Below are 12,249 nucleotides of genomic sequence, written 5' to 3' on the forward strand. Positions count from 1 at the left end.
GTCGGAGACCCGCGGCGAGGTCGATTTCGGGTGGGCCCTGTGCAGCCTGCAGGCCTGTAGGCCGCGTACGACAGCAACCCGGTCACGAACAGCACCGTGATACCCACCAGCAGGACCAACCCGAACACCGAGGTCAGCCACGGACCGCGCAACGGGCTGCGCCAGAACCCCGGCCGGGCGGGGCCCGGTGGCGGACCGGAACCCAACAAGGCACGTAGCCGCCCCGGCCTCGACACCGACTCCGCCTTCGGCTCCGGCTGCGGCTCCGAGACGGCATCGGCTTCGGAGTCGCTCTGCCCTTCCATGGACTTCTGTGAGACACGGTCCTCTGCCGGGGCTCGGGGGCTTCGGCGCCGGCTGCGCTCGCGCCGTCCTCCGGCGATTGCGGCTCGGGGGGTGGGTGGCGTGGTCCCGGTCCCTTGTCAGGTGCGTCCATCTCGGTCCCTTTCCAGTTACACACAGTGGCGGTACGACCGTACGCCGTACCTGGTGCGAAATCGTGCCAGTGACTCCTTACGACGCGACTGATCGATCCTTGCGGTCCCCACTTCCCCGTGGACCGGGGCGGTGGGACAATGAATCGAATACGCGGGCATGCGCTTCTCAGATCCCGGCGAGGGTGAGGCGATCGCAGTGGGCGGAGTCGGTCTTACCGAACGTGAGCGGCGGGCCCTGGGAGAGATCGAAGCCGGGCTGCGCCATCATCGGCGGCTCGATCGCCGATTGCGGAGCCTCGGATCGCCCTCACGCCGTCCCTGGCGGCAGGCCACGTTCGGTCCTCGCTGCCAGGCCGCCTTCATGACGGCAGCGTCGATCGCTTCGATCTGCTTGCTGATCGTGGGAGTCCGTACCGGGGAACCGGCCATTATCTGGGCCTTCGCGGGTGTTTGCACCGCCACCGTGCTGAGCGGCGCTCGCCTCCTGGTCATCTCGGCGCGGAATGCCCTTCGGGCACCTTGATGCCCCCGACACCAACGGGACGCGCAAGCCGGCCGCCCTCGCCGAGACCGACCCCCGCTTTCCTCGCTGTATCCACGTCGATGGTGCCCGCTGCGATGCGTTGACCCAGCCGAGTCGCCGTCTGGGCGGAGCTCTGCCTTGGCGATCCGCCATGCCGGTGAAGATCTCGGAGCGGGCTCGTGGCGTGCGCAACCTGATGTACTGCCGTTCGTTGCCGTACTGGGATTCGGAACGGAGGCGGTCGATGCGTCAGGGGAAGCACAGGAAGAACGGCCGGAGCGTCAGTGCGGGCGCACCTTGGGGTGTTGAACAGACGCTGGCCTTGTTGGAAGCGACGTACGGGGCGCTGCCTCTCACACCGTCGTGTCCGGGGCCGCTCCTGCTGCATCAGGCTGATGGAGCGTTCGAATGTCACGGTGGCGGCTGCCCCGGCAGTCTGCAGGTCTTCCACGACCCGCACGGGGTGCATTTGTGCGACGGCCGTCCGCCGGGCATCCGGCCCTGGCACGGGTGCGCCGCCTGCGTCGGCGACCAGGGCACCCGTGACCGCCCCGCAGGCACCGTCGAACCGGATCACGTGGAGGTCGACTACCGGCCCGACGGCCAAGGCGGCTATCAGGTGAGGGTCTCCAGCGTGGCAGGCAGAAACGAAATGACGGCTCCCAGACTGCTGGCCGCGTACAACATGGCCATGGAGCAAGTCGAGGCACACGCCCGCCGCCTGAGCGGAGTCGCCAGGACCTGTCACCTGCTGGACGGTGACCGGGCCGCATTCGTGCCGGCCTGGCTCGCGGCGGGTGGGACCATCCCACCGCCGCCCCGCGTCGGGACAACGGCCTACTTCCCAAACCCGCCGCCGCCCAAGAGCGATCAGCCGCACTGAATGCGGCGCCCCACGCTGCGTGGACCGGGATAACGGAGCCTCTCGGGGATACCTGCACGGTGGTTGCCATGGCAGAGGTCCTCGCCTCTGCGGGTGCCTGCTTTCGTGTCGACGCTAGGACCGGTGGGCTGTTCCGCTATGTGAGGGCGCTTACGTACGGCCGGTAGAGGGAGGGGCCGTCAGGGGGATTTCTCGGCGATCAGCAGGGTGTAGCCGAGGGTGCCGTCCGCGACGGCGGCGCGGGAAGCGGCGAGGACGGCTGGGGCCGCGGCCAGGTCCACGCCGGCGTCGTCGAGTCTGGCCGCGGCGGTCATCCGTAGCAGATTCAGCCGCGCCTCGATCTGGTCGATCATGCGGGTCATGGCCGCGTCATGGCGCTCGGTGTGGATCGTAAGGAGCCCGGCGGCGGCCAGAATCTCGGCGTACTCGGCCGGCGAGCGGGCATCGGCGATGCAGGCGATCCGCGCGCCGAGACCCGTCAGTTCCGGCGGGAGCCGGTCGGAGGCGGCGGTGACATCGGCGATGCCGACCCGTCCACCGGGCCGAAGGACACGGGCGAACTCCGCTGCGGCTTGGACCTTGTCGGGGAAGGTGCACAGGGCGCACTCGCACACCACGGCGTCGAACACGCCGTCCGGAAAGGGCAGGTGCTCGGCATCACCGGTGGTGAAGGTGACCCGCTCCGCGAGTCCCACGGCGGCGGCCGCGCCCTGGGCGAGGGCGGCGTTGGCCGGCGAGTAGTCCACGCCGTCCACGCACACGCCGAAGGCGTCGGCGAGCAGGAGGGCGGTGGTGCCGCGGCCGGACGCCACATCGAGAACGCGGCTGGCGTCTGTGAGTGCGAGATGGCCCGTCAGGCGCCGGGTCAGGGCGGTGCCGCCGGGATGGTAGGAGTCGCCGAGCAGCAGCGCGACCACGTCGGATGAGTACGCGGCGGCACAGCAGGCTTTGAGCTCGTCGCCGGCCGCAGCGGGCAGGCGGGTGCTCTCGTCGGGCGCGGTCATCGTGGGCCCTGTTCGTATTCGGCGGCGGTTTGTGCGCTACGCACGGTCTTGGAGCCGTAGGCGGTGTCGGTGAGCCGGTTGGCCAGCGGCAGGGCGTTGGGTACGACACCGGCGACGGGGACGCCGGACATCTGCGCGCGGATTTGTTCGCGGTAGCCGACGGAGTTGTAGGCGCAGAACGGGATGAGCCGTCCGTCGGGGGTGATCTCCTCCACGCAGCACTTCATCAGCTGTTTGACGTTGAGGGTGTAGGGGTCCTGGAAGTCCTGGACGACGATCATGAACGCCTTGTCGCCCAGGTCCTTGACGGCCGATGGCAGGTCGATGCCGCAGGCGTCCGCGCAGTCCAGGGCCTGCGCGGTGGCCCGCAGTTTCTCCTGGGTCGTCTCTGTGCCCATGAACGCGGAGGCCGACCACAGCTTCTCCAGGGCCTCGCGGATCCCGGCGTCGGGCATGACACGGTTGGTGACGTAGTCGAGGTAGTCCTCGACCTGCAGCAGGCGCGGGATGGGCAGGACGGTCCGGTTGCCCGGCTCGCCGTTGACGATCAGGTAGGTGACGGAGCGGCAGGTGGGGAAGCAGCAGGGGACGGGGAAGAAGTCGCCCTTCTGAAACCAGGCGGGCCGCTGTTCGGTGATCAGCTTGATGACGTCGGGGTTGGTAAGCCGGTTCAGCGGGTCGAAGGCGACATGGCGCCCGGAGTGGGTGACGGGCTGGAACGCGACGGAGCGCACGGCGGGGTGGTCGATGCCGAAGGTGATGATGGGGCCCAGTTCGTGCTCGTTCAGTCCGCGTTCGACGGCGGCGACCAGGGTGACGGTCAGCCCGGCCTCGGCGCAGTTGTCGAGTGCCTTCTGCTTGAGTTTCCGCAGGTCGCGGCCCCGGATCTCGCGGTGGGTGCGCTCGTCGAATCCGTCGAACTGCAGATAGATGTTCACCGACTTGCCCGGCACCTGATTGCGTTCGCCCAGCTCGGCGACGAACCGTTTGTCGGAGGCGAGGCGGATACCGTTGGTGTTCAGCGTGACGTTCTTGATCGGCCGGGCCTGGGCGAGGTCGATGAAGTCCAGGATGTGCTGATGGATGGTCGGCTCGCCCCCCGAAAACATCACCACCTCCGGCTCCCCCTCGGAGGCCACGAAGACGTCGAGCATGCTCGCGCACTGGGCGTGGGTGATGGAGTAGCCGTCAGCCTGGTGGCCGGAGTCGGCGAAGCAGATCGGGCAGTCCAGGTTGCAGCCGGTATTGACCTCGATGATTCCCAGACACGCGTGCTGCTTGTGCTCCGGGCACAGCCCGCAGTCGCTCGGGCAACCGTCCTTGACCTCGGTCTGGAAGACCAGCGGGATGGTGCCGGGCTTGTTGAACCGGGCCGAGGACAGGTACTCCTCAGCGTCCCCGTAGACCAGGGCCTCGAACGGGCCGTGCTCGGTGCAGCGTTTGCGCAGGTACACCTTGCCCTCGCGGATGTTGACCTGGGCGTCGACCGGGGTCTTGCAGATCGGGCAGATCGACTTGGTGAACTCGATGAACACCTCGTCCCGGGCCCGCTTGACCGGTGCCGCCGGTGTCGGCGCTCCTTGATCCGTCGCCGGTGCCGTCTCGTCTGTTGTCATCGCATCTCCACATGGTCATCGTCGTGGGCCACACCCGTGCGGGTACGGGCCTGAGGGGTGTCGGCCCGGGCCCGGCGGGCGGCACGCAGCAGCACCGCGGCGTACAGGAGGGTCAGCGCCTCTTGGACCAGCACGATCCAGGACAACGGCTGGGACAGGCGGACCCCGAAGCAGCCGCAGTTCGCGACCGTAAGACCGCGGGCGTATGCCTGCACCGCCAGCGCGGCCCACATCACCGAGACGGCCGCGTAGATCCACACCGGGGTGCGCGCCGTCGATCGCGGGTGGGCCAGGAACCAGATGCCGCACACCAGCTCCCCGGCGATCAGGGTCACCGCGAGCGCGGTCGCCGCAACGCCGTCCACCAGCCCGTACGCGGCCAGAATCGAGGGCATACGCCCGAAGGAGACGAGCTGGCCCAGGGCCATCGCTGTGTACACCGTGCCCAGCACCAAACGCAGCACCATGGCTTGAACGCTACGCCCGGCTGGGGCCGAGACCTGTGAGGCCGTTCACCGAACAACCGCCTCATCCACACGACCATGGGCAACACGGGATCCCGCCGCCGAGATGGCAGGCGGGATGCCTCGGAAACCCAGGGGCACGTGTGTCTGCTTATGGTGCGCACCGGCGGGTCGGTCCCCCACCGACTGGGAGAACCCCGCACCCGCTCATCACACGTAGAATTGGCTCATACGGGCAGGGAGGCGTCATGCGACGCACCATCCGCATCGGACCATTCAGATTCGGGGCCGGCCGCAGCCAGGAGCGTACTGTGCCCGGCCCGGTGAGCCGCGATCGTTTCGCCGTTGATGTGGCAGAGGGGCTGATGGGCGTAGGCGTCCCGTTCAGGCGCGGGTGCAGCGCTCTGGGGTTCCGGGTACTCGTCACCGACAAGGAAACCGGCCGACGCCAGTACGTCTCCGAAAGCTACACACACGACCAGGCGTATGCCAACGGCCAGAAGTACATCACCGAACTGGTCACCGGCAGGAAGCGCGTGAAGTGACAGCCGGACGTGCCCGGTGCGGGCGCGGCGCGTCACCGGGGGCGGGCGCGTCGCTCCGCTTCTTCCTTGACTACCCGGAGCGAGCCGGCGACCGTCTCCTCCCACCGTGCTGCGACCAGACGGCCCCAGCGTTCTCCCAGCGCCCACCCGTCGGTGCCCAGCTCACCCCGGTACTCCAGCCGCGTGCCCGGGCCGTTCTCGGACAGCACGAACGACTCGACGACGGCGGGTACCGGGCCGCGCACCAGGCGGAAGTCGACCCGGCCGGGGCGGGTGAACCGCACGGTCTCTGCCGTCGTCGCGGTCAGCCGCCCGCCCGCTACCGGAGTGAAGTGCGCGGCGAGCACCATGTCGGCGGACCGCTCCAGCACCTGCACCTTCTCCCGCATCGCCCGGGTCGTTCGCCCGAGATAGGGCTGCGCGATCACATCGAAGACCACGTCCCTGGGCGCGCTGATGTCGATCACCTGTGGTCCCAGAGAACGGGTCCGCCGGCCCACACCCAGGTCGAGCGGCAAGGCCCCCGTCACCAGCCCCGCATACCCGGCCGCAACACTGCCACCCGCCACCGCCACCAACGACAGCCGCCTGCCCCACCCCATAACCCACGTCCGTTCCCATCCGCTCCACATGCCGTCCGGGCACGACGCTACGCCCTGCCGCCGCGACCGTCGGTGACCACGCTCGCCGTCCGCCCACGGGTCGGCCCTCCAACGTGGGCTCAATGACCCGCGCCCGAAGAAAGGCCGGCCCACGTGTCCGTATCCGATCTCACCGACAGCCGCACTGCGACTGACGCGCTTTTGCGGATCCTGCCCCAGGGCCGCTGGAGCCCGCAGGCGGTCGCACGTTTTCTCACCCTCGCGGCCGACCGGTCAGTGCGCCAGGCGGCCCGGCGTCCACGGGCTCTCACGGAGATCACTGCCCTGCACCTCGGGTTCCTCACGCTGGCCCACGGGCGCGGGCGTGGATGGGTGGCGGCCAGCTGGACGCTGAGCGCCCTGCACCTGGGGATGCTGGAAGACCGCGTCCGGCTCTCGCCCGCCGATGTGCTGACGCTGATCCGCGGTAACCTCCCCGCGCTGGCTGCGGGGTCGGGCCGCTGGGCCGGTGTGGTGGCGATCGCCTCGGATCTGGCCGACGGTCACCTCGCCCGCCGCCAGGGCACCGCCTCCCCCTTCGGCGACTACGCAGACTCTTTCGCCGACGCCGCATTCTGGACCTGGCTGGTACTGCGACACGAACCCAGCCGCGCCGTCCGCGCCGCGGCGGTCACCACATGGGTGGTGCCGGTTGCCGCCGTGACCGCCGCAAGCCTCGCCCGCGGCGCGATGGCCGACCGGCCCCGGCCCGCGCTGTTGCGTCCGGCGGCCGCGATGCAGGCCATCGTCGCGGTACGCCACCTCCTGCGCCCCTGAACCGACCGCAGCCAACACCCCGCCGTCCGGCCGCCGACGCCCAAAAACGCACGGGTACGTCGACCGGTTGCGCTAGTCACACGCCCGCGCCAGAGCCCTCGACGCTCTCCATTACGCCCACGACGGCCACCGGTGTGCCAGAACGCGACGTGGTTCTGATCTTGCGGGCGAAAGGGCTGGGATGCGGGTAGTACCAGGCCGCGTTCGGGTTGACCTCGTCGCCGACGCGCACGGTGTAATAGCTGGCGATGCCCTTCCACGGGCACAGTGACATCGCCGGGCTCCTGGTGAAGTACTCGCGATGCAGCGACTCGGGTGGGACGTAGTGGTTACCCTCGACGACCACGGTGTGCGCCGCTTCCGCGATCACCGTGCCGTTCCACACTGCGCGCAACATGATCCGTCCTCTCGCCAAACGGGGGGTGTCCCCTACCGAAACTATGTCGGGTCCTCAAAGTTGAACGGTGCGGAGGTGTCCGCGGGCTTGGCGGGTGGTGACGCAGCGTGTGCGTAGGCGTTGGTTTTCGGCGTTGCGGAAGCCGAACGCGTTGCGGGCGACGAGCTTGATCACGCGGTTGATGCCTTCGCTCTTGGCGTTGCTGTGGCCGGTGGTGATGAACGCGGCGATCTCGGTCCACCAACGGTCGATGGTGGTGGCGAGGGTGCGGACCTCGGGGATGTTCGCGTCCGCGCACCAGGTGAGGAACTTCCAGCGGGCGTGGCCCACTTGCTCCCGGCTCGCGCCGGTGCGGGCCAGGGCCAGGAGGTTGCGCAGGCTCTCCTTGGCGATCCACGCCGTCAGCAGTGTCTGTCCGATCTTCCCGTCGCCCAGCAGCGGGTTCCACATGGTGGCGAACTGGTCGTCGGTGAGGTCTTCGCGGTTGCGTAACAGGCGGCGACGGGCCTTCCGCTCCGGGTCGGTGGCGCGTCCGCGCCGGCCACGGTCTCGGCGGTGGTGCGCCTGCGCACCAGGGAGAGCATCTTGTTCGCGAGCTGCACTACGTGGAAGTGGTCGACCACCACGATCACGTCGGGCAGGCCGGTGCGGATCGCGGCGCGGTAGGTGGCCGACATGTCGATGGCGACGTGACGGATGTTCTTCCTCCAGGTCAATGGCGTGGTCGAGAGCCAGGCCAGGACGTCGGCGACGGTGCGGCCTTCGACCTGGCCGAGCAGGCCGCCGGTCCCGAGCGCATCGACGAACCCGGTGTGCCAGCGATCCCTGGTCATCTTCCCCTTCCCGGTGTCCGGCTCTTGCTCCCAGCCGGTCCGCCCGCGCCTGGTCTCATCGATCCCCAGCACCTCGACGTCGGGGAGCTCAGCTTCGACGACTTCGCGGACACAGGTGCGGAAGGCGTTCATCACGGTCGGCCAGGACAGGCGCAGATCGCGGACAGCCTGGATAACCGTGGATCCGGAATCGCGCACCCGCCGCCCGGACGCAGCCCGCAGCCGTCGGGTGATCCGGACCCCGGCCGGTATCTGCTCGATCTGCTCGGTGAACGACCTCCGTGGACAGGCCGTCTCACGGCACCACCAGCGGCGCTTGTGCCAGACGAGCTCCAACCTGCTCTCGCCGGAGGGAAGATCACGCGGCCGGGTGGTCGCTGAACCCTTCACCCGGGAGGCGAAGACCCCGCAGGCCGGACAGGCCCGCGCCGCCTCCTCCGCCGTGGCCAGGTGGACCCGGCGCCCACCGCACTGAAGCCGTTCGACCCGCATGACGGACACGCCGTCGAGGTCCAGCAGCAACGTCGTATCGTTGACCAAGCCCGTGGCTCCCCAGTGATCCTTTTGCCTCAAGAACAGATCGCCCAGGGCCACGGGCGCCCTGCTGCCAAGGCCACCAACAACCCTATCCACCAAACGCAGTGACTATTGGTCAGAGCGCACACGGAGGGCACACCACTCAGCTGTGAAGACCCGCTACGCTGGTCCCGTGGGGGCCTATCGCTGGATTCGAGCCGCCGCCGACGCACGCGCATCGAACGGCATCGCCGTTTCGTGCTCTGCCCGGACTTTCGACACCAAGGACGAAGCCCGCGCCCACCTCCAGGATCACCTGGACTCGCGCGCGGGCGGGGATGACGACCATGCTCTCGCAGCCGAACGCCTGCGGAGCCTTCCGCCCTACGCCGGGATTGTCGTGGGTATCCCGGGGATGAGCTGGCGCATCACGTACACCGGCTACGATCTGAAGATCTTCTCCGTTGACCGCCAAGGTGTGGTCAGTTGGGTCACCACACGACCCCCCTCTTCGCCCTCGGCCGCGCCCGGCAGCACAAACGGTCACCGCATACCGGAGGAAGCAGGGGCGCCCTCCGAAGTGGTGAAGATTGCGGAGCAGCACCAACTCGGCCGGTTTGACGATGCGTTCACGGTAGAATGGTTCATCTCGCTTAGGCCGACGCGCCCGAAGGTCCGGATCTACGCATTCGAGAGCGGTGTCGTCCGGCACCAGGCCGACACGGAGCCCCAGGTGTTCCGGTGGGACCAGATCGCGACGGTAAGCCAGAGCGTCGTCAACCGCTTTACCAACGGCCGCTACAAAGGGACCAGCTTCCGCTACGCACTGACCCGCACCGACGGTGCCCAGATCCACTTCCTGGGCAGCTACAAGGACTCGGCGTACGCCCGACGTGCCGACCCGAACCATTGGGCGAGGCGGTACAACCAGCTCGGCCAACGGGCCAACCAGAGGGTGTCGCAACTCCTGCTGCCCAGCGCGGTAGAGGCGCTGCGGCGTGGTGATTCCCTCGCCTTCGGGAAGATCGCCATCAGCGCGGACGGCATCCAGAGCAAGACGGGCCTGGTGCCGTGGGCCGACATCAGCAGCGTGTCCGCTGACAACGGCTATGTGACCATCAACGGGGCAGGCACGTTCTGGTCGCTGTTCAGCAAGCCAGTGAGCGAGGTCCCGAACGTGCCGCTGCTCATGACACTGGCCGACATGTGCCGCCGGAACACCGAAGCCGGCCCGTGACACCCACAGAGGCGTCGCAGAACGCACAGCGCAGGATCAGATCACATCTGGATGCATGCCATTGCAGTCCGGGTCCTGGATTGGACAGGACGGATGCGGTCTGCGGTCCGGCTCGGGCAATGACGGCCCGAGCCATGACGGATCGGGACCGCTCCCGCCTCGTTCCAACGGCGGAGCCTTGAATACGGCGCACAGACAGCCGTCCGCGCAGGCGGCTGTGAACCGGCGTCCCCCATGACGGTAACGCGGGTGGCCGCACCCGCACTTGTACGTCGCCCAGCTCGCCACCCGGACCTCCGATACCCGATACCCGATACCCGAATGAGATCCGAGAACATGTACTGATCGCAACCCCTCTCGCATTAACGAATGTTGACGCAGCGACAGCTGCCTACCCCTGGCGCGGGAGGTGCTGTGGGCGGAGAGCTGTTTGGCCGCGAGGTTGTGCCAGAACGGCTCGCGCCGCGGCTCATCGGGCTGCCGCCCAGCGGGTTTCAGCAGGTTAAGACTGAGCACGCGGAGGATCCGTCGGCAACCCGGCCATCACGGACAGTGACTGCCGGTCGGCACACTTAGGGGGCGCACCGCTCAAGTTCGAAGACCCACTATGTCGGCGGCGTGATTCGGTGAGCGCGCTTCCATTCACGTCCGCGTTCAGCCCAGGATGTCGCCGAAACCGGCGCAGCCATCGCCCGCTCCTTGCTACGGACGGTCCCGGTGAGTGTGTAGTGCTCGGCGCCGAAGCGGGCCGCTGCCTCCGAGGCGGCGAAGAAGTCGATGCAGCGCCGGCGCTGGGCGACTGCCCACCCTGTTCGTCGTCGCCGACCTGCTGTCCGGCAAAGCGGTCCTTCCACAGGCCCAGCACACCGACATTACCTCACCGGCCTGGGAGCCCTCCTCACGGCCGTCTACGCAGTCGGACTGATCTTCCGCCCACAACGACGCATCGCCCGCATGGGCATCGACTCCCTCGCCGTGCTGATCCTCTACGCCGTCGGCATCAGCGAGCTCATCGCCCTCGCTTATGCCTGTCCAGCCGATCATGTGCCGGTGCTCGATTCTCCTCGCTAACGTGACTGGGTCGATGGCGAGGAGGATCGTGTGCTTATTGGTGTGTTGATCGGGGAGAGTCTGCGGGTCGGGAGCGAGTTGAACAGCGTGCCGTTGCAGGTCACGTCGGTGCGGCGGATCGAGGTCGCGAGCGCGACAGACAGGCAGCCCCGGCAGTGGACCCTGCTGGATCTCCCGGCCCCGGAGGGCGACGCCGGGCGGCTGGCCGGTGCGCTGGCAGACTGCCTGGCTCCGTCCGGCGGCTGGTACGTCAACTACCACACCGGGGCCGAAGCGTTCGTCGTCTTCGCCGACCGTGCGTTTCGCTACCCCCGCGGCAATGGGGCTGCGCGTGTCACCGGCGAGGAAGACGCCCGTTCCGTGGGTGTGCCCGAGCCTCAGCGCGACTGGGAGGACTGAGCTCGTCCTGGTCAGGTACGAAGCCGGATCACCACACTGGCGGCAGTGACGGTGCCGAGAAACACATAGCGGCGCTTGTCCTAACGCGTGGCCACGGCCCGGAAGACCTTGAGCTTGTTGATTGCCCGCTCCATGACATTGCGATCTTTGCAGCGCGCGGCGTCGTTATCGTCGGCAACTAATAGGAATGAGGCGTGCTGGCTGAACTGTCTTCGGTATTCGTGCAGGTCAGAGGACACTCTATGCGTCACGGTACCCACCGCGGTGGATGAGGGCAGCACCGGTGTGATGCTTCGAGGAGATCGCGGGAGATGTGCGCCCGGTTGTGCGCCCGGCCTTGGCATCGGAGGGCAGAGGGAGGCACGCTGAAGGTGAAAGGCATCCCGGCGGCGATCTGCAAACTTCGGGCCGGTGGAGGCGATGGCTATGACTCTCTTTTTGCTTCTGATCCTTGTGGCTGTCGTGCTGGGAATCATCGGCGCGGTGGTGGAGGGGCTGGGATACCTGCTGGTCATCGCCATCGTGCTCTTCGTGGCCACCTGGGCCTTCACCGCGGTGCGCTGGTCCCGGTCGCATCGAGGAACGCGGAGACGCCACCTGCGATGACCGCGACACCCAGTGCCCGGCGCGACCGGACCCCCAACGAGCGGGTCCGGGCCCGGGCGGGTAGGAGTAGGAGTGTGGCCGATACTTTCGCGGGCCCTTGGGGGCCCGCCTGATCGAGGAGGTGGCTTCCCGTGACGGAGGCGACCAGCGCAGCCAAGAGCGATCCCCGAGCCTCTGGCGCGACGACCTTGCAGGGAAAGGTCGGAGCGGACGCGGCTGCGGCGACCCGGGGCAGGACAACCATTGCGGACGGCGTGGTGGAGAAGATCGCGGGGATGGCGGCGCGGGAGGTGCCAGGTG

At 68.3% G+C, this 12,249-nt stretch carries 13 protein-coding genes and 2 pseudogenes; 7 read left to right on the top strand and 8 right to left on the bottom strand.

Features of this window, described 5'->3' with window-relative positions:
* Positions 1 to 206 (bottom strand): annotated as a pseudogene (locus tag C6N31_RS44785) (hypothetical protein); the annotation flags it as partial.
* Positions 207 to 1,111: 905 nt separating this feature from the next.
* Here C6N31_RS44785 and C6N31_RS41295 point away from each other — a divergent pair.
* Positions 1,112 to 1,843, top strand: coding sequence for a hypothetical protein (locus C6N31_RS41295; RefSeq protein WP_198359541.1), 732 nt, complete (start codon positions 1,112 to 1,114; stop codon positions 1,841 to 1,843).
* Between the two features lie 179 nt (positions 1,844 to 2,022).
* Here the strand turns inward: C6N31_RS41295 and C6N31_RS41300 are convergent, their stop codons facing one another.
* From C6N31_RS41300 to C6N31_RS41310, 3 genes are read right to left on the bottom strand one after another with little or no spacing between them, the layout of a single operon-like run.
* Entirely contained in the window at positions 2,023 to 2,847 is an 825-nt protein-coding gene (locus C6N31_RS41300) for a class I SAM-dependent methyltransferase (RefSeq protein WP_138353621.1), read from the bottom strand.
* Positions 2,844 to 4,463: a radical SAM protein gene (locus C6N31_RS41305; protein ID WP_198359542.1), complete on the bottom strand. Its 1,620-nt coding sequence runs from the start codon at positions 4,461 to 4,463 to the stop codon at positions 2,844 to 2,846. Before C6N31_RS41305 ends, C6N31_RS41300 begins: the two co-directional genes overlap by 4 nt.
* A complete protein-coding gene (locus tag C6N31_RS41310; protein WP_138353619.1) occupies positions 4,460 to 4,930 on the bottom strand; it encodes a MauE/DoxX family redox-associated membrane protein in 471 nt (156 codons plus the stop codon). Before C6N31_RS41310 ends, C6N31_RS41305 begins: the two co-directional genes overlap by 4 nt.
* A gap of 245 nt (positions 4,931 to 5,175) precedes the next feature.
* Between C6N31_RS41310 and C6N31_RS41315 the strand changes: the two genes are divergently transcribed.
* On the top strand, positions 5,176 to 5,472 hold the full coding sequence (locus C6N31_RS41315) for a hypothetical protein (RefSeq protein ID WP_138353618.1): 297 nt from the start codon (positions 5,176 to 5,178) through the stop codon (positions 5,470 to 5,472).
* A gap of 32 nt (positions 5,473 to 5,504) precedes the next feature.
* Here the strand turns inward: C6N31_RS41315 and C6N31_RS41320 are convergent, their stop codons facing one another.
* Positions 5,505 to 5,939: an SRPBCC family protein gene (locus C6N31_RS41320; RefSeq protein WP_232486295.1), complete on the bottom strand. Its 435-nt coding sequence runs from the start codon at positions 5,937 to 5,939 to the stop codon at positions 5,505 to 5,507.
* Between the two features lie 288 nt (positions 5,940 to 6,227).
* Here C6N31_RS41320 and C6N31_RS41325 point away from each other — a divergent pair, with 288 nt between their 5' ends.
* A complete protein-coding gene (locus tag C6N31_RS41325; RefSeq protein ID WP_138353616.1) occupies positions 6,228 to 6,890 on the top strand; it encodes a CDP-alcohol phosphatidyltransferase family protein in 663 nt (220 codons plus the stop codon).
* A gap of 76 nt (positions 6,891 to 6,966) precedes the next feature.
* On the opposite strand, the gene C6N31_RS41330 is transcribed toward C6N31_RS41325, so the two are convergent.
* Genes C6N31_RS41330 through C6N31_RS41340 form a run of 3 tightly spaced genes read right to left on the bottom strand, consistent with a single transcriptional unit; the run spans position 6,967 to position 8,660 of the window.
* The gene (locus C6N31_RS41330; protein WP_138353615.1) at positions 6,967 to 7,287 is read right to left on the bottom strand and encodes a DUF427 domain-containing protein; all 321 of its coding nucleotides are present in this window, start codon (positions 7,285 to 7,287) and stop codon (positions 6,967 to 6,969) included.
* Positions 7,288 to 7,341: 54 nt separating this feature from the next.
* Positions 7,342 to 7,782, bottom strand: a complete 441-nt coding sequence (locus C6N31_RS45405; RefSeq protein ID WP_269770881.1) for a transposase — start codon at positions 7,780 to 7,782, stop codon at positions 7,342 to 7,344.
* Positions 7,689 to 8,660: a transposase gene (locus C6N31_RS41340; protein WP_198359544.1), complete on the bottom strand. Its 972-nt coding sequence runs from the start codon at positions 8,658 to 8,660 to the stop codon at positions 7,689 to 7,691. The genes C6N31_RS45405 and C6N31_RS41340 overlap by 94 nt, the downstream gene beginning before the upstream one ends.
* A 169-nt stretch (positions 8,661 to 8,829) precedes the next feature.
* Here C6N31_RS41340 and C6N31_RS41345 point away from each other — a divergent pair, with 169 nt between their 5' ends.
* The 4 genes and pseudogenes from C6N31_RS41345 to C6N31_RS44790 form a co-directional block, all read left to right on the top strand.
* Complete coding sequence (locus tag C6N31_RS41345) at positions 8,830 to 9,873, top strand: DUF6585 family protein (protein ID WP_138353614.1); 1,044 nt, start codon at positions 8,830 to 8,832, stop codon at positions 9,871 to 9,873.
* 1,101 nt (positions 9,874 to 10,974) lie between these two features.
* Positions 10,975 to 11,343 (top strand): hypothetical protein, encoded by a 369-nt coding sequence (locus C6N31_RS41350; protein WP_138353613.1) that lies wholly within the window; start codon positions 10,975 to 10,977, stop codon positions 11,341 to 11,343.
* A gap of 426 nt (positions 11,344 to 11,769) precedes the next feature.
* The gene (locus C6N31_RS41355) at positions 11,770 to 11,949 is read left to right on the top strand and encodes a hypothetical protein (RefSeq protein WP_138353612.1); all 180 of its coding nucleotides are present in this window, start codon (positions 11,770 to 11,772) and stop codon (positions 11,947 to 11,949) included.
* A 131-nt stretch (positions 11,950 to 12,080) separates the two neighbouring features.
* Positions 12,081 to 12,249, top strand: a pseudogene (locus C6N31_RS44790) (Asp23/Gls24 family envelope stress response protein); the annotation flags it as partial.

The organism is Streptomyces fildesensis (genome assembly GCF_016107395.1).
GTDB classification, from domain to species: domain Bacteria; phylum Actinomycetota; class Actinomycetes; order Streptomycetales; family Streptomycetaceae; genus Actinacidiphila; species Actinacidiphila fildesensis.

What these genes read in the sequence shown, in the direction of transcription:
- C6N31_RS41295 (WP_198359541.1), top strand. Translation starts at nt 1,112, where the DNA reads ATGCCGGTGAAGATCTCGGAGCGGGCTCGTGGCGTGCGCAACCTGATG.
- C6N31_RS41300 (WP_138353621.1), bottom strand. Translation starts at nt 2,847, where the DNA reads ATGACCGCGCCCGACGAGAGCACCCGCCTGCCCGCTGCGGCCGGCGAC.
- C6N31_RS41305 (WP_198359542.1), bottom strand. Translation starts at nt 4,463, where the DNA reads ATGACAACAGACGAGACGGCACCGGCGACGGATCAAGGAGCGCCGACA.
- C6N31_RS41310 (WP_138353619.1), bottom strand. Translation starts at nt 4,930, where the DNA reads ATGGTGCTGCGTTTGGTGCTGGGCACGGTGTACACAGCGATGGCCCTG.
- C6N31_RS41315 (WP_138353618.1), top strand. Translation starts at nt 5,176, where the DNA reads ATGCGACGCACCATCCGCATCGGACCATTCAGATTCGGGGCCGGCCGC.
- C6N31_RS41330 (WP_138353615.1), bottom strand. Translation starts at nt 7,287, where the DNA reads ATGTTGCGCGCAGTGTGGAACGGCACGGTGATCGCGGAAGCGGCGCAC.
- C6N31_RS41355 (WP_138353612.1), top strand. Translation starts at nt 11,770, where the DNA reads ATGACTCTCTTTTTGCTTCTGATCCTTGTGGCTGTCGTGCTGGGAATC.